This window comes from Pseudomonas sp. ARP3, from assembly GCF_001029595.1.
Lineage (GTDB): Bacteria > Pseudomonadota > Gammaproteobacteria > Pseudomonadales > Pseudomonadaceae > Aquipseudomonas > Aquipseudomonas rhodesiae.
The window spans coordinates 93,413-108,929 of record NZ_LEKF01000018.1 but is presented as its reverse complement, the minus strand read 5'-3'; the positions used below and the strand labels follow the sequence as shown (position 1 = coordinate 108,929).

The window sequence follows — 15,517 nt, the reverse complement described above, 5'->3', positions numbered from 1 at the left end:
GCCTGCCCCCTCCCACACAAAGCAAACCTCATGACCAAGCCAGTCCCATTGGTTGACAAATATCCTTACAATCGCGCTTTGTTAGCTGCCTAAGCAAGGATTTCGCATGCACGCCGCCAACCCCCGCAAAGGGTACATTCTGGGCCTGAGCGCCTATGTCATCTGGGGCCTGTTCCCGCTCTACTTCAAAGCCATCGCCAGCGTGCCTGCCGCCGAGATCATCGTGCACCGGGTGCTGTGGTCGGCGCTGTTCGGGGGCTTGCTGCTGATGGTGTGGAAGCACCCCGGCTGGTTCCGCGAGCTGCGCGACAACCCCAAGCGCCTGGCGATTCTGGCACTGAGCGGTTCGCTGATTGCGGCCAATTGGCTGACCTATGTGTGGTCGGTCAACAGCGGGCGCATGCTCGAAGCGAGCTTGGGTTACTACATCAACCCGCTGGTGAACGTGCTGCTGGGTATGCTGTTGCTGGGCGAACGTCTGCGCCGCTTACAGTGGGTCGCCGTGATATTGGCCGCCGTGGGCGTGGCGCAACAGGTGTGGCAGGTGGGCAGCTTGCCGTGGGTCTCGTTGGCGCTGGCGTTGACCTTCGGTTTCTACGGGCTGATCCGCAAACAGGCGCCGGTCAAAGCATTGCCGGGGCTGGTGGTGGAAACCTGGATGCTGGTGCCAATCGCGGTGGCGTGGCTGCTGTTCAACCCCAGCGCACATAGCGCGCAACTGGCATTCTGGAGCACGTCCGAAGCCTGGTGGCTGGTGGCCGCAGGCCCGGTGACGCTGATCCCGCTGGTGTGTTTCAACGCCGCCGCGCGGCATTTGCCTTACACCGCATTGGGCTTTTTGCAGTACGTGGCACCCACATTGGTGTTGCTGGAAGCGGTGCTGCTGTTCGGCGAACACTTGGCGCCGAGCACGCTGCTGGCGTTCGCTTTTATCTGGGCCGGCCTGGTGGTGTACAGCGTGGATGCCTGGCTGAGCGTGCGCAAACGCTGATCAAATAACGTACAAAACTCTGCAAGCCACAGCCTGTGTGGCTTGCAGCCATTCACCCCAAGGTTATCCACAACCTGGTCCCCGCCATTTGTGCACAAGCCATTGAAACTGCTCGTTTTTTGCTCAGCTGAGCAAGAGCCACGGCGGGCGTGGCCTGGCGAGGGGTCTCTACAGGTTATCCACAGGCCCATGCAAGATTTCCATGGATAACCCTGTGGCGATTACTCCTCGTGATGCAGCTCGACCATCAGGTCGTCGGCCAAGGTTTCCAGGGAGGCTTGCAACGTCTCAAGGGGCAAGCTCGAAGGCACCTGCAACAACGCTTCGGCGTTGAATAACAGGTCTCCGCTCATCGGTGCTGGAGTTACGCCGGTACTCAGGCTTTCCAGGTTGACCCCCTGGCGGCTCAACAACGCCGTGATCTCACGCACGATCCCTGCGCGATCATTGCCCACCAACGTCATCACGATGGGTTTGGACGCCGGCGCTGGCGCGGTGCTGCCCTCGCCCACCAGCACGCGGATGCCGTGTGTGGATAAGTCCTCCAACGCCCCCACCAACGCCTGACGATTGTCTGCCGGCACACTTACCCGCAGGATCCCGGCGAACTGCCCGGCCATATGGGCCATGCGGCTGTCCAGCCAGTTGCCGCCCTGGGCGGCGATGGTCTGCGCGATACGTTCAACCAGGCCGGGTTTGTCGGCGGCGATAATTGTGAGTACAAGATGGTCCATGGCGAAGCCCTCTGGAAGTCAGCCTACAAGGTGGACCCAGGGTGCCGCGAAAACAAATCGTGTACCATTTTTATATTTATCTGGAACAATCCTGTAACTTTTTGAGAACATACCGTTCTCCGCTGTGACCGTACGACCAAAGTGGGTCGCTAAACGACGTATTTAGTCTAATTTTCACAACCGCAAGTCATCATGTAGTATGCCCAACCGAGCACTACATAATGAAAATCCGAAACAGCGCATAAGCTCCGCAGAGTGAGGCAAGCAATGACTGAACACGTTCAAGTCGGTGGCCTGCAGGTCGCCAAAGTCCTGTTCGACTTCGTGAACAACGAAGCCATTCCCGGCACCGGCATCACTGCCGATCAGTTCTGGGCCGGTGCCGATAAGGTCATCCACGACCTGGCGCCGAAGAACAAAGCCCTACTCGCCAAACGCGATGATTTCCAAGCACGGATCGATACCTGGCACCAGACCCATGCCGGCCAGGCCCACGACCCGGTGGCCTACAAAGCCTTCCTGCAAGACATCGGATACCTGCTGCCAGAAGCCGCAGACTTCCAAGCCTCGACCCAAAACGTCGATGACGAAATCGCGCGCATGGCCGGCCCACAGTTGGTGGTGCCGGTAATGAATGCCCGCTTCGCCCTCAACGCATCCAACGCCCGTTGGGGTTCGCTGTACGACGCGCTGTACGGCACCGACGCCATCAGCGAAGCCGACGGCGCCGAGAAGGGCAAAGGCTACAACAAGGTGCGCGGCGACAAGGTCATCGCCTTCGCCCGCGCCTTCCTCGACGAAGCCGCGCCGCTCAGCGCCGGCAGCCATGTCGAGTCCACCGGCTACAAGATTGTCGACGGCAAGCTGATCGTCAGCCTTAAAGGTGGCAGCAACAGCGGCCTGCGCGACGACAGCCAATTGATCGGCTTCCAGGGCGACAGCGCCCAACCGATTGCGATCCTGCTCAAGCACAACGGCCTGCACTTCGAAATTCAGATCGACGCCAGCACCCCGGTCGGCCAGACCGATGCCGCCGGTGTCAAAGACGTGCTGATGGAAGCCGCGCTGACCACCATCATGGACTGCGAAGACTCCGTCGCTGCCGTGGATGCCGACGACAAAGTGGTGATCTACCGCAACTGGCTCGGCCTGATGAAGGGCGACCTGGCCGAAGAAGTGGCCAAGGGCGGCAAGACCTTCACCCGCACCATGAACCCCGATCGCGTTTACACCGGCGTGAATGGCCAGGACGTGACCCTGCACGGTCGTTCGCTGCTGTTCGTGCGTAATGTTGGCCACTTGATGACCATCGACGCGATCCTGGATAAAGACGGCAACGAAGTACCGGAAGGTATTCTCGACGGCCTGATCACCAGCCTGGCGGCAATCCACAGCCTCAACGGCAATACAAGCCGCAAGAACAGCCGCACCGGTTCGGTGTACATCGTTAAACCGAAAATGCACGGTCCGGAAGAAGCGGCATTCACCAACGAGCTGTTCGGCCGCGTCGAAGACGTGCTGAACCTGCCGCGCAATACCCTCAAAGTCGGGATCATGGACGAGGAGCGCCGCACCACGGTCAACCTCAAAGCCTGCATCAAGGCCGCCAGTGAGCGCGTGGTGTTTATCAACACCGGTTTCCTCGACCGCACTGGCGACGAAATCCACACCTCCATGGAAGCCGGCGCGATGGTGCGCAAGGCGGCGATGAAGTCGGAAAAGTGGATTGCAGCGTATGAAAACTGGAACGTCGATATCGGCTTGAGCACCGGCCTGCAAGGTCGTGCGCAGATCGGTAAAGGCATGTGGGCGATGCCCGACCTGATGGCGGCGATGTTGGAACAGAAAATCGCTCACCCGCTGGCCGGCGCCAACACCGCGTGGGTACCTTCGCCAACGGCCGCCGCGTTGCACGCACTGCACTACCACAAGGTCGACGTGTTCGCGCGTCAGGCCGAACTGGCCAAGCGCGAACGCGCCTCGGTGGACGATATCCTGACCATTCCCCTGGCCAGCAATACCGACTGGTCCGAAGAGGAAATCCGCAACGAGCTGGACAACAACGCCCAGGGCATCCTCGGCTATGTAGTGCGCTGGATCGACCAGGGCGTCGGCTGCTCGAAGGTGCCGGACATCAACGACGTCGGCCTGATGGAAGACCGCGCGACCCTGCGCATCTCCAGCCAGCACATCGCCAACTGGCTGCGCCACGGCATCGTTAATCAAGCGCAAGTGATGGAAAGCCTCAAGCGCATGGCGCCGGTGGTGGACCGTCAAAATGCCGGGGATGCGTTGTATCGCCCGCTGGCACCGGACTTCGACAGCAACATCGCCTTCCAGGCGGCGGTGGAACTGGTGATTGAAGGGACCAAACAGCCTAACGGGTATACCGAGCCGGTGTTGCATCGCCGGCGTCGGGAATTCAAGGCTAAGAACGGCCTGTAAATAGAAAAGCCCTGATCGAGAGATCAGGGCTTTTTGTTTGAGGCTTGGGCTGACCGCAATGGCGCCATCGGAAGCAAGCGCCCTCCCAGCGTGGGCGGATGTAAGGAGGAATCAGGAAGCCATCCCCAACTCCCGCTTCACCAACCTCGCCAGTTTCACGCTATCAATCGGCTTGAGCAAAAAATCCACCACGCTCAAATGCATCGCATCAATGACATCCGGCGCTTCGGCGTCCCCGGACATGATGATGATCGGCAGCGCCGCGCGTGTGGATTCGCGCACTTGCTTGATCAGTTCCAGCCCGTTGCTGGGTTGCATGCGCAGGTCGGTAATCAACAAGCCGATGGAACTGCTGGAGTTCAATAAATCCCACGCCCGCTCACCACTGTCGGCGGTCATGCAGCGAATACCGTCCAGGCCCAGGATTTCCGCCAGCAACTCGCGCGCGTCCTTGTCGTCGTCGACAATCAACACGCGTTGTGGCGGCAGATCGGGCTCCAGCATCACGGCGCTGAGCGCCTCGCGCTCGGCATCACTCAAAATATCGTGGTCGGACATACGGTTCTCAGCGGTTCTAATCAATCTCCCAGCACTCGTCAGACATCTGCGGAAGGGCGAACAATGTGCACTTCGTCGGAAAGTTTGCCTAGTGGGCGTTCTACGGGGTTCGGACGATAAACATGTAGGGTTTTTCCCTAGCTCAGCGTCTTTTACACCGACCTAGACTTACGTCCAATGGGCACCCGCCGCGCAGGAGTCGACCATGCAGCTCGATAACGACAAAAAAACTGCGGTCACTGTTATGAGTAAAGCTGATGCCTTCGCCCAGGCGGGGAAAACTGCCGTGCTGCAAAATATCCAAGGCACGCTGCAGTTTCTACAACGCTTCCCGCCCTTCAACCAGATGGAAAACGCGCACCTGGCGTTTCTGGTGGAACAATGCCAATTACGTTTTTATGCCCCCGGTGACAGCATCCTCAAACCGTCGGGCGGGCCGGTCGAGCATTTCTACATCGTCAAACAAGGCCGCGTGATCGGCGAACGACCGGACACCACCGAGACCACCTTCGAAATCACCACCGGCGAATGCTTCCCCCTGGCCGCGCTACTGGGCGAACGCGCCACGCGCACCGAGCACAAGGCCGCCGAAGACACGTTCTGCCTGCAACTGAACAAACCGGCCTTTATCAAGTTGTTCGCCCTTTCCAGCCCGTTCCGCGACTTCGCCCTGCGCGGCGTCAGCAGCCTCTTGGATCAGGTCAACCAGCAGGTGCAGCAAAAGGCCGTGGAAACCCTCGGCACCCAATACTCCCTCAACACGCGCCTGGGTGAATTGGCCATGCGCCATCCGGTCACCTGCAGCCCGCATACGCCCTTGCGCGAAGCAGTCACGCTGATGCACGAGCAGCAAGTGGGCAGCATTGTCATCGTCGACGACAACAAGGCGCCCCTGGGGATTTTTACCCTGCGCGACTTACGCCATGTGGTGGCCGGCGGCGTCAGCGATTTCAGCCAGGCCATCGACGTGCACATGACCCAGGCACCGTTCTTTTTGACGCCGGACCACAGCGCCTTCGACGCCGCCATCGCCATGACCGAGCGGCATATCGCCCATGTGTGCCTGGTCAAGGACCAGCGCCTGTGCGGCGTGGTGTCCGAGCGCGATCTGTTTTCCCTGCAACGGGTGGACCTGGTGCACCTGGCCCGGACCATTCGCAACGCCCCGCGCATCGACAACCTGGTGGCGATTCGCGGCGAGATCGGTCAGTTGGTCGAGCGCATGCTGGCCCACGGCGCGTCGTCCACCCAGATCACCCACATCATCACCCTGCTCAACGATCACACTGTGTGCCGGGTGATCGAGCTGAGCCTCGCCGAAAAAGGTGACCCTGGCGTGCCATTCAGTTGGCTGTGCTTCGGTAGCGAAGGCCGTCGCGAGCAGACGCTGTACACCGATCAGGACAACGGCATTCTGTTCGAGGCCAAGGACGCCGCCGAGGCCGCCGCGATCCGCGGCCGTCTATTGCCCCTGGCCCAACACATCAACCAGAGCCTGGCGTTGTGCGGTTTCAGCCTGTGCAAAGGCAATATCATGGCCGGCAACCCGGAGCTGTGCCTGTCGCGGGCCGAATGGGCGCGGCGTTTTGCGGCGTTCATCCGCGAGGCGACGCCGGAGAACCTGTTGGGTTCGAGTATTTATTTTGACTTGCGCGTGGTGTGGGGCGACGAGCAAGGCTGCGAGGTATTGCGCCAGGGCATTCTCGATCAGGTCGCGGATAACCGTCTGTTCCAACGCATGCTGGCCGAGAATGCGCTGCGCCAGCGCCCCCCGGTTGGGCGTTTCCGTGACTTTGTGCTAACCCGCAAAGGTGGCGAAAAAGCCACCTTGGATCTCAAGGTGCAGGGTCTCACGCCTTTTGTCGACGGCGCGCGCCTGCTGGCCCTGGCCAATGGCATTCACACTAACAACACCCTGGAGCGCCTGCGCCAACTGGTGGTCAAGGAGGTTATCGAACCGCTGGACGGCGCGGCGTATGAGGAGGCCTATCACTTTATCCAGCAGACCCGCATGCAGCAGCACCAACTGCAAAGTCGCGAAAACCAGCCGTATTCCAACCGCGTCGATCCCGACAGCCTCAACCACCTGGACCGGCGCATCCTGCGCGAATCCCTGCGCCAGGCCCAGCGCCTGCAAAGCAGCCTGACCCTGCGGTATCAACTGTGAGCCTGTTCGCCTGGCTGCGCGCGGCCAAACCCCAGCTGGATGCAACCCAACAACGGCGCTTGGCGCAACTGCCCAAACCCGCGCCGCTGAGTGAAGACGCCTTGCGCAGTCAACGCTGGGTGGTGGTGGACCTGGAAACCAGCGGCCTGAACCTCAACCGCGACCAGGTGCTGTCCATCGGCGCGGTGGTGATCGAGGATGGCGCGGTGGACTTCTCCCAGTTGTTCGAGCGCACCCTGCAACGCCCCGAAACCAAACTCAGCCCCAGTGTGCTGATCCACGGCCTGGGGCCCAGCGCCATTGCCGCCGGCAGCGATCCGGTGGAAGCCTTGTTGGACTTTATGGAGTACGTCGGCGACAGCCCACTGCTCGCGTTCCACGCGCCGTTCGATCAACACATGCTGAGCCGCGCGCTCAAGGACAGCCTGGGTTATCGCCTGACCCACCCGTTTCTGGATGTGGCCGACATCGCCCCCCTGCTGTGCCCCGAAGCACCTCTTCGCGAGGCAGGGCTGGACGATTGGGTCAAACACTTTCACCTGGAAGTCGGCGAACGCCATCACGCCAGCGCCGACGCCTTGGCCACGGCGGAGCTGATGCTGATTTTGTTCAGCCGCGCGCGCCAGCAGTCAATCGATACACCGCACGCGCTGCACACGCGGTTGAGCCAATGGAAACGCCGGCAACAGGCGCCATCGTTTTAATCTCATCTCCCGACAGACGCCAATTGCGCCTACCCCACGCCCCTGACACAATCGCGAATAATTCTCGTTAGTTTAAACCTCTTGTTTATTCGGTGATGCCTTGTCGTCGGTCCAGAACCCACACAGTGAGCGGGTTGGTGCGTTGTATCGCGACCATCGCGGCTGGCTGCTGGCCTGGCTGCGGCGCAACGTGGCGTGCCCGAGCCGGGCCGAAGACCTGAGCCAGGACACGTTCATGCGCCTGTTGGGGCGCGACACGTTGCCGGAACCGCGCGAGCCAAGGGCATTTCTGGTGGCCATCGCCAAGGGCCTGTTGTTCGACTATTTCCGGCGCGCGGCACTGGAGCAGGCTTACCTGGCCGAATTGATGCTGATCCCGGAAAGCGAACACCCCTCCCCCGAAGCCCAGCAACTGATCCTCGAAGACCTCAAAGCCATCGACCGATTGCTCGGCACGTTGTCGAGCAAGGCCCGCGCGGCGTTTCTCTACAGTCGTCTCGACGGCCTGGGCCACGCGCAGATCGCCCAACGCCTCGGCGTATCGGTGCCCCGCGTGCGCCAGTACCTGGCCCAGGGCATTCGCCAGTGCTATATCGCACTGTATGGCGAGCCGACATGAGTGCAGTCGGCGCCAAACCGGTCTCGGCCCGCGTGCTGGATGCGGCGATTGCCTGGCAGTTGTCCCTGGATTCTGGCGACGGCAGTGCGGTCGAGCGTGAAGAGTTCAGCAAATGGCTGGCCAGCGATGAGGAACACGCCCGCGCCTGGCGCCAGTTGGGCATGCTCGACCAACGTTTCAGCATCGCCTCGGGCCCGGCGCGCGCCGCGTTGTTGCAGTCGCGTCAGGCCATCCGTCAACGGGTACGCAAGCTCGGCAGCGGCCTGGCGAGCATTGCGCTTATCTGCGGCCTGGGGTTATTTGCAGGCGAACGCTATGTGCCGATCCACTATTGGCTGGCCGACCAACGCACCGCCACCGGCGAGCAGCGCACGCTGAAACTGGCGGACGGTACCCAGATCAACCTCAACACCCACAGCGCCATCGACGTGCGCTTCGATGAAAAGCGCCGGCTGATCGTGCTGCAGGACGGTGAAATCCTCGTCGAAACCGGCCATAACGATGCGCGCCCGTTCTACGTGCAGACCCGCGACGGCCGCCTGCGGGCGCTAGGTACGCGGTTTATCGTCAAGCGCGAAGACGACGCCACGCGCCTGAGCGTGCTGCAGTCCGCCGTTGCGGCGCAGCCGGAGGCGCTGCCTCAGGAACAGGTGTTCAAAGCAGGCCAGCAAGTGCTGATGCGCAGCGACGGCCTCGGCCCGTCCCTGGCCGTCACCCCCGCCACGGATGCCTGGACGCGCGGCATGCTGGTGGTGGACAACGCGCGCCTGGGCGACGTGGTCGAGGAATTGAGTCGCTACCGCCCTGGCTATCTAGGCGTGGATAAAAACGTGGCCGACTTGCGCATCACCGGCAGCTTCCCGCTGCACGACACCACGCTGGCGCTCAATGCGCTGCTGCCGACGTTGCCGGTGCAAATCACGCAGCACACGCCGTGGTGGGTGACGGTGGGTGCCAAGCGTTAGGCATCAGTGAGGCCTGGGTTGAGGCTATCGGGGGCAAGCCCCCTCCCACATTGACCTGAACAATATCCGATCAACTGTGGGAGGGGGCTTGCCCCCGATAGGCCTGCAAACACACCGAAAAATCCCCGGCAAAAAATATTTTCATCCAGCCCTATCACTTTTCGAATCTCGCTCGGCACATAGGCAATTGCGAATTACTTCCATTCAGGAGCCGCCCTATGTCCCGCACACTAGACACCCTGCTGCGCCCCAGTCTGTTGGCCGTGGCCATTGCCCTCGGCACACCGCTGATCACGCCTCAGCTATTGGCGGCCGAACAGGCCTCCAGCGTGCGTGCCTACAACTTGCCGGCGGCGCCTCTGGCCAGCACGCTCAACCAGATCGCTAGCCAGGCCGGCCTGGCGCTGACCCTCGATCCGGCCCTGGCCGCCGGTAAAACCTCCGCTCCTGTAAACGGCCAGTTCGATGCCCAGAGCGCGCTGCGCCAAGCACTGCGCGGCACGGGGTTGCAGCTGGAACAGAGCAGCGCCGGAACCTTCACCTTGGTGGCGATTCCGGACGGCGTAGTGGCGTTGCCGGAAACCAACATCACCGGGCAAGGCAGTTATGAAAGCGCATGGGGCCCGGCCCAAGGCTACCTGGCGACACGCACCGCCGCCGGCACCAAGACCGACACCGCCCTGGTGGAAGCGCCGCGCTCGATCTCCGTCGCCACCCGCCAGCAGATGCAGGATCGCAGCGTTCATACCCTCGACGACGCGGTGAAATACATGCCCGGCATCGTGTCCGCCAGCTACGGCAGCGACACGCGCTACGACTGGATGCGCGTACGCGGCTTTGAGCCGACGCAGTTTCTCGACGGCCTGCCACTGCCGCGTGGCGTGTATGCCAACCCGAAAGCCGAGACCTGGAACCTCGATCGCCTGGCCCTGCTGCGCGGACCGGCCTCGTCGGTGTATGGGCAGACTCCACCAGGGGGCCTGCTGGACATGGTCAGCAGCCGTCCCAGCGAGCAGGCCAGCCATGCGGTGCAAGTGCAGTACGGCAGCGACAATCACCGCCAGATCAACTTCGCCAGCACCGGCAAGATCGACGACGACGGCCAGTTTCTCTATGGCCTGAGCGGCGTGGTGCGCGACTCCGGCACCCAGGTCGATCACATCGACAACAAGCGTTACAACATCGCCCCCAGCCTGACCTGGAACATCGACCCCGACACCCGGCTGACCTTGCTGTCACAGTTCACCCGCGACGATACCGGCACCACCAGCCAGTTCCTGCCGATCCAGGGCACCAAGATCAAATCGCCGCTGGGGGAGGTGTCCCACCACAAGAACCTCGGCGATCCGGACTATGAGTTCTACGACCGCACCTACTACGCGCTGGGCTATGCCTTCGAGCATCGCCTCAACGATACCTGGCAATTCAAGCAGAACCTGCGTTACACCAAGTCCGAGCTGTCGTTCCAGCAACTGACCGTGGGCTCCTACGCCTACTCGCCGGCCGACGCGGCGGGCAATATCAGCCGGTCCACCACCAATGTGGACGAGAACATCGGCCAGTTCGCCGTGGACAACAACTTCCAGGCCGACTTTGCCACGGGGGACATCACCCACACCCTGCTGCTGGGCCTGGATCATCAGCGTACCGACACGTCCTATCTGTCGATCTTCGGTCTGGCCTCGGGCACCAATATTTTCAACCCGAGCTACGGGGGCCCGACCGTCCGTCCTGCGCGCTCCACAGCGTTCTATGACTACAACCAGAAAACCGTGCAAACCGGGCTCTACGTCCAGGACCAGATGGCGTTGGACAACTGGCGCCTGACCTTGGGCGGCCGTGAAGACTGGGTGCACCAGGGCACCACCTACTTCAACAAAAACGACGCGACCAACACTGACCGCAGCAAGAACTTCAGCGGCAACGCGGCCTTGAGCTACGTGTTCGACTCCGGTTTCGTGCCGTACTTGTCCTACGCCGAGTCGTTCCAGCCGGCGAGCAACGCCAGCGTCGATCCTGTGAAGTCGTACAAACCCACCGAAGGCAAGCAATGGGAACTGGGGGTCAAATACCAGCCGCCCGGCTCCAACACCCTGCTGAGCGCGGCGGTCTATGACCTGACCCAAAAGAACGTGCTGGTGACCAGCTTCCAGGCCGGCGGCGTTTCCGTCACCGACCAGACCGGCGAAGTGAAGGTCAAGGGCCTGGAATTGGAAGCGGTGTCTGACGTAACCGATAACCTCAAGGTGATCGCCGCCTACACCCTGGCCAAATCCGAGGTGCAAAAAGGCCAATACAAAGGCAACCGCCTGCAACTGATGCCCAACCAGCAAGCGTCGCTGTGGACCGACTACACCTGGCACACCGGCGTGCTCGATGGCTTCGGCATCGGCTTTGGCGCGCGTTACACCGGCAACACCTACGGCGACCAGGCCAACACCTGGCTGGGCAAGGCCAACGCCTACACCGTGTTCGATGGCGCGGTGCATTACGACCTCGGTCGCCTGGACAACAGCCTCAAAGGCGCGTCGCTGAAGGTGAACGCCACCAACCTGTTCAACAAGGACTACCTGTCCACCTGCGATGGCAACTACTGCTACTTCGGCGACCAACGCAGCGTCGTCGCCAGCGCCACGTACCAATGGTGATCGGCGCAGAGGCTGCAGGCTGAAACATGAAAAGCACAACCATCCGCCGCTGGTCCTTCGTCCACACCTGGACCAGCCTGATCTGCACGGTGTTCCTGCTGCTGCTCGCCCTCACCGGCCTGCCGCTGGTGTTTCACCACGAGATCGACCATCTGCTGGGCAACGAACCCCAGCTCCAGCCGATGCCGGCCGATACGCCGCGATTGAACCTGGAACAACTGGTGAACAAGGCCCTGGCCCATCGCCCCGGAGAGGCCCTCCAATACCTGGCCTGGGATGAAGACGACCCGAACGGTGTGATCGCGATCATGGCCGCCACCGCCGGCACGGAGCCGAACGCGTCCCACACCTTCATGCTCGATGCGCGCAACGGCGACGCGCTGGAGATGCCCTCGGCCAATGGCGGTTTCACCTTGTTTTTGCTGCGCCTGCATGTGGATATGTTCGCCGGTCTGCCGGGCAAGCTGCTGCTGGCGTTTATGGGTGTGCTGTTTGTGTTGGCGATCATTTCCGGCACGGTGCTGTACCTGCCGTTCATGCGCCGTCTGAAATTCGCCAGCGTGCGCCGGGACAAAACCACCCGCCTGCGCTGGCTCGACCTGCACAACCTGATCGGCGTGGTTACGCTGACCTGGGCCCTGGTGGTGGGCGTGACCGGCGTGATCAGCGCCTGCGCCGACCTGCTCATCGCCGCCTGGCGCCAGGACAGCCTTACGGCCCTGATCGAACCGTACAAGGATGCGCCGCCGCTGACCTTACGCGCCCCGGCCAGCGAGTTGCTGAGCATCGCCGCACGCGCCGCACCCGGTATGCAGCCGGACTTTATCGCCTTCCCCGGCACGCGGTTCTCCAGCGAGCACCACTATGCGGTGTTTATGAAGGGCAGCACGCACCTGACTTCGCACCTGCTCACCCCGGTGCTGATCGACGCCAGCACCCTGCAGGTCACGGCGATTGCCGAACGGCCGTGGTACATGGACGCCATGGGCATGTCCCAGCCGCTGCACTTTGGCGACTATGGCGGCATGCCGATGAAGATCCTGTGGGCGCTGCTGGATGGGCTGACCATCGTCGTGCTGATCAGCGGGATTTACCTGTGGATCGCCAAGCGCAGGGCGGGCAAGGCATGAGGCCGCGCCAGTCGAGTTTCTGGAAGGTGTTCGGCATTCCGTTGGGAATCGGCCTGCTCAGCGCCGCCGGGCTGTTTGCGGCGTTATTGGGAGATGGTGGGTGGGATGCGTTGAGTTGGGTGGGGTTGGGTATACCAGCGGCCATTGGTAGTTGGGGGTTGTTCAAGGGGCGTGGCTGAGGGCCTCATCGGGGGCAAGCCCCCTCCCACACTTTGAATGTGTTCACAAATCAAAAATGGGGCTTGCCCCCGATGAAGCCCCCTCGCCAGCCACCGCGCGACCCTCTAGGCTAGCCACAGTCAATCCAGAGGAATGCCCATGTCCACGCCCAGCATGACCTTGTTCCACAACCCTGCATCGCCGTTCGTACGCAAAGTCCGCGTGCTGCTGCTCGAAACCGGCCAGCAGGACCGCGTGGCCCTGCACGCCTGCATGCCGACCCCGGTCAACCCCGATGCGCAGTTGGTCGACGGCAACCCGGTGGGCAAGATCCCGGCGTTGCGTCTGGCTGACGGCTCGGTGCTGCACGACAGCCGGGTGATCCTCGATTACTTCGACCACCAGCACGTCGGCAACCCGCTGATCCCCCGCGACGGCTCGGCACGCTGGCGCCGCCTCACATTGGCCTCGATGGCCGACGGCATCATGGATGCCGCCGTGCTGGTGCGCTACGAAACCGCCCTGCGCCCGGTGGAGAAGCACTGGGATCAGTGGCTCGACGAGCAGCGCAACAAAATCCGCCGCACCCTCGCCGAGCTGGAACAGAATGCCATCGCCGAACTGGCAAGCCACTTCGACGTTGCCGCGATCAGCGTGGCCTGTGCCCTGGGTTATCTGGATTTTCGCCATCCGGATATGCAATGGCGCGTGGACAACCCACAGCTTGCCGCCTGGTACGCCGACGTCAGCCAGCGGCCTTCGATGCAGCAGACCCAGCCACCGGCCTGACCTGCACACCGACCCAATGTGGGAGCGGGCTTGCCCGCGACTGCGGTATGTCATCCAGCACATCGGTTTCTGCCCCCCCGCTATCGCGGGCAAGCCCACTGCCACAGTGGGCAGTGGTGGCAGCAAGGAATGTGGCGATCCTTGTGGCTAACTGCGCCCCTACTTGTCGATCCTCGCGCAAGCCGATCATTGCACTGCCTCCAGATCAAACTGCAGCGGCTCGCTCGCCTTGCGCTTGCCCACCCCGTACCAGTCCAATTTGCGCGTGAGCACCATCACCGTGCCCAGCAGGCCGAACAACAACAGCGAACCCATCAGCAGCGCGTAATCCTCCGCACTCAACAACCCGTACAACAAGCCATACAACGCCGCGAGCCCCGCTGAGAACCCCAGGCCGTGCGCGACGCTGCGCAGCACATGGCACACATAGAAACCGATCAACACCACGCACGCACTCGCCGAGATCAGATACGCCAGGGCAAACCCCAGGTGCTCGGACAGCGACAACAACAGCAGATAAAAGAACGCCAGTGCCACGCCCACCAGGGCGTATTGAATCGGGTGCACCGCCAGGCTCTTGAGCACTTCGAACAGAAAGAAACCGGCAAAGGTCAGGGCAATAAACAGCAGCGCGTATTTGATCGCGCGATCGCTCTTGAGGTACTGGTCCACCGGGTCGATGAAGTTCACGCCGAAGCTGCGGTTGTTGAAGTCGTCACAGCCTTCGCGGTCCAGGCAGGTTTGCAGGGCCTGTTCGAGGTTGGTGGAGAAGAATGAGGTCTGCCAGTTGGCGGTGAAGCCTTTGTCGGTGATGTCACGCTGGGCCGGCAGGAAGTTGCCGATAAAGCTGGGGTGCGGCCAGTTGGACGCCAGCGATACCTGACTGGTCTTGCCCACCGGCACCACTTGCAGTTGTTCGGTGCCTTGCAGGCGCAGGTCGAAGGCGAAGTCCACCACCGCCGGTTTTTTACTGTCCTGCTCCGGCAGCGTGACATGGACGCCCTCCCCCAGCCAATCCACTTGGGTGCCCGGCGAGAACTCCAGGCGTTGGCTGCCCAGCTCCAGCTTCAGGGCGTTTTCGATGCCACGGATATCGCTGATGCCCACCGCCAGAAACGCCGGTTCGAAGCGGTAGTCCGCAAAATTTTCGTTGATGCCCAACTGCGCGGGGAGCTCGAAGCGCCCACTGATGCGGCTATCGGCATGGAATAGCCGTGCCTGGTAAATCCCCCGTGCGCGCAGCTCGGTCTGCACCTGGCCGTCGAGTTCAAAACGGTCCGGCAGGAAATACAGGCGCCCGCGTTCCTCACGGGTTTCCTCGTAGCGCTTGTTGAGTTTTTCGTTGAGTTTCCATTCACGCACGGTCTTGCGATATGGCACCACCATGACCGGGCCGGTCAGGCGCTGGGCGAAGCTGGAACTGCGGGCGATGTCCATCACGACACCGTCGCGCAGTTGCTGGCGGTCACTGATGATGCCGTTGATCATCAACAACGGAATCAGTAACAGCAGGATCAGTAGCGCAATGGCGCCAAGTTTGAAAAGCAGGCTGCGGTTCATGGGGCTCTCCCTGTTTTGATGGGCAGAGCGTGAGCCGCGCGCGTGGGG

Annotated in this window: 13 protein-coding genes; 10 read left to right on the top strand and 3 right to left on the bottom strand. The window is 61.9% G+C overall.

The genetic code is table 11. The features are described from left to right. Positions 1–106 precede the first annotated feature (106 nt). Positions 107–991 carry an EamA family transporter RarD gene (gene rarD / locus ABX75_RS19670; protein ID WP_034101117.1) on the top strand — a complete coding sequence of 295 codons (885 nt, stop codon included), beginning with the start codon at positions 107–109 and terminating at the stop codon, positions 989–991. 221 nt (positions 992–1,212) lie between these two features. Here the strand turns inward: rarD and ABX75_RS19665 are convergent, their stop codons facing one another. Next, positions 1,213–1,725: a glycine cleavage system protein R gene (locus ABX75_RS19665; protein ID WP_034101118.1), complete on the bottom strand. Its 513-nt coding sequence runs from the start codon at positions 1,723–1,725 to the stop codon at positions 1,213–1,215. A gap of 267 nt (positions 1,726–1,992) precedes the next feature. On the opposite strand from ABX75_RS19665, the gene ABX75_RS19660 reads away from it, so the two are divergent. Next, entirely contained in the window at positions 1,993–4,170 is a 2,178-nt protein-coding gene (locus ABX75_RS19660; protein WP_034115297.1) for a malate synthase G, read from the top strand. 111 nt (positions 4,171–4,281) lie between these two features. Here ABX75_RS19660 and ABX75_RS19655 read toward each other — a convergent pair whose 3' ends face one another. Further along, positions 4,282–4,728, bottom strand: coding sequence for a response regulator (locus tag ABX75_RS19655; RefSeq protein WP_047882496.1), 447 nt, complete (start codon positions 4,726–4,728; stop codon positions 4,282–4,284). A 244-nt stretch (positions 4,729–4,972) separates the two neighbouring features. Between ABX75_RS19655 and ABX75_RS19650 the strand changes: the two genes are divergently transcribed. The 8 genes from ABX75_RS19650 to ABX75_RS19615 all read left to right on the top strand — a co-directional run bounded on the left by ABX75_RS19650 (position 4,973) and on the right by ABX75_RS19615 (position 13,909). Further along, complete coding sequence (locus ABX75_RS19650) at positions 4,973–6,895, top strand: putative nucleotidyltransferase substrate binding domain-containing protein (RefSeq protein WP_177329699.1); 1,923 nt, start codon at positions 4,973–4,975, stop codon at positions 6,893–6,895. Next, complete coding sequence (locus ABX75_RS19645) at positions 6,892–7,599, top strand: PolC-type DNA polymerase III (RefSeq protein WP_047882494.1); 708 nt, start codon at positions 6,892–6,894, stop codon at positions 7,597–7,599. Before ABX75_RS19650 ends, ABX75_RS19645 begins: the two co-directional genes overlap by 4 nt. A gap of 100 nt (positions 7,600–7,699) precedes the next feature. Beyond that, positions 7,700–8,218: an RNA polymerase sigma factor gene (locus ABX75_RS19640; protein WP_034101123.1), complete on the top strand. Its 519-nt coding sequence runs from the start codon at positions 7,700–7,702 to the stop codon at positions 8,216–8,218. After that, complete coding sequence (locus ABX75_RS19635; RefSeq protein WP_040267120.1) at positions 8,215–9,183, top strand: FecR domain-containing protein; 969 nt, start codon at positions 8,215–8,217, stop codon at positions 9,181–9,183. The genes ABX75_RS19640 and ABX75_RS19635 overlap by 4 nt, the downstream gene beginning before the upstream one ends. A gap of 218 nt (positions 9,184–9,401) precedes the next feature. After that, a complete protein-coding gene (locus ABX75_RS19630) occupies positions 9,402–11,831 on the top strand; it encodes a TonB-dependent siderophore receptor (protein WP_047882493.1) in 2,430 nt (809 codons plus the stop codon). A 26-nt stretch (positions 11,832–11,857) separates the two neighbouring features. After that, positions 11,858–12,961: a PepSY domain-containing protein gene (locus ABX75_RS19625; protein ID WP_034115301.1), complete on the top strand. Its 1,104-nt coding sequence runs from the start codon at positions 11,858–11,860 to the stop codon at positions 12,959–12,961. Further along, positions 12,958–13,140, top strand: coding sequence for a hypothetical protein (locus tag ABX75_RS19620; RefSeq protein ID WP_034101129.1), 183 nt, complete (start codon positions 12,958–12,960; stop codon positions 13,138–13,140). The genes ABX75_RS19625 and ABX75_RS19620 overlap by 4 nt, the downstream gene beginning before the upstream one ends. 139 nt (positions 13,141–13,279) lie before the next feature. Then, positions 13,280–13,909, top strand: a complete 630-nt coding sequence (locus ABX75_RS19615) for a glutathione S-transferase N-terminal domain-containing protein (protein ID WP_034101130.1) — start codon at positions 13,280–13,282, stop codon at positions 13,907–13,909. Between the two features lie 186 nt (positions 13,910–14,095). Here ABX75_RS19615 and creD read toward each other — a convergent pair whose 3' ends face one another. Beyond that, the gene (creD, locus tag ABX75_RS19610; RefSeq protein WP_034101132.1) at positions 14,096–15,469 is read right to left on the bottom strand and encodes a cell envelope integrity protein CreD; all 1,374 of its coding nucleotides are present in this window, start codon (positions 15,467–15,469) and stop codon (positions 14,096–14,098) included. Positions 15,470–15,517 lie beyond the last annotated feature (48 nt).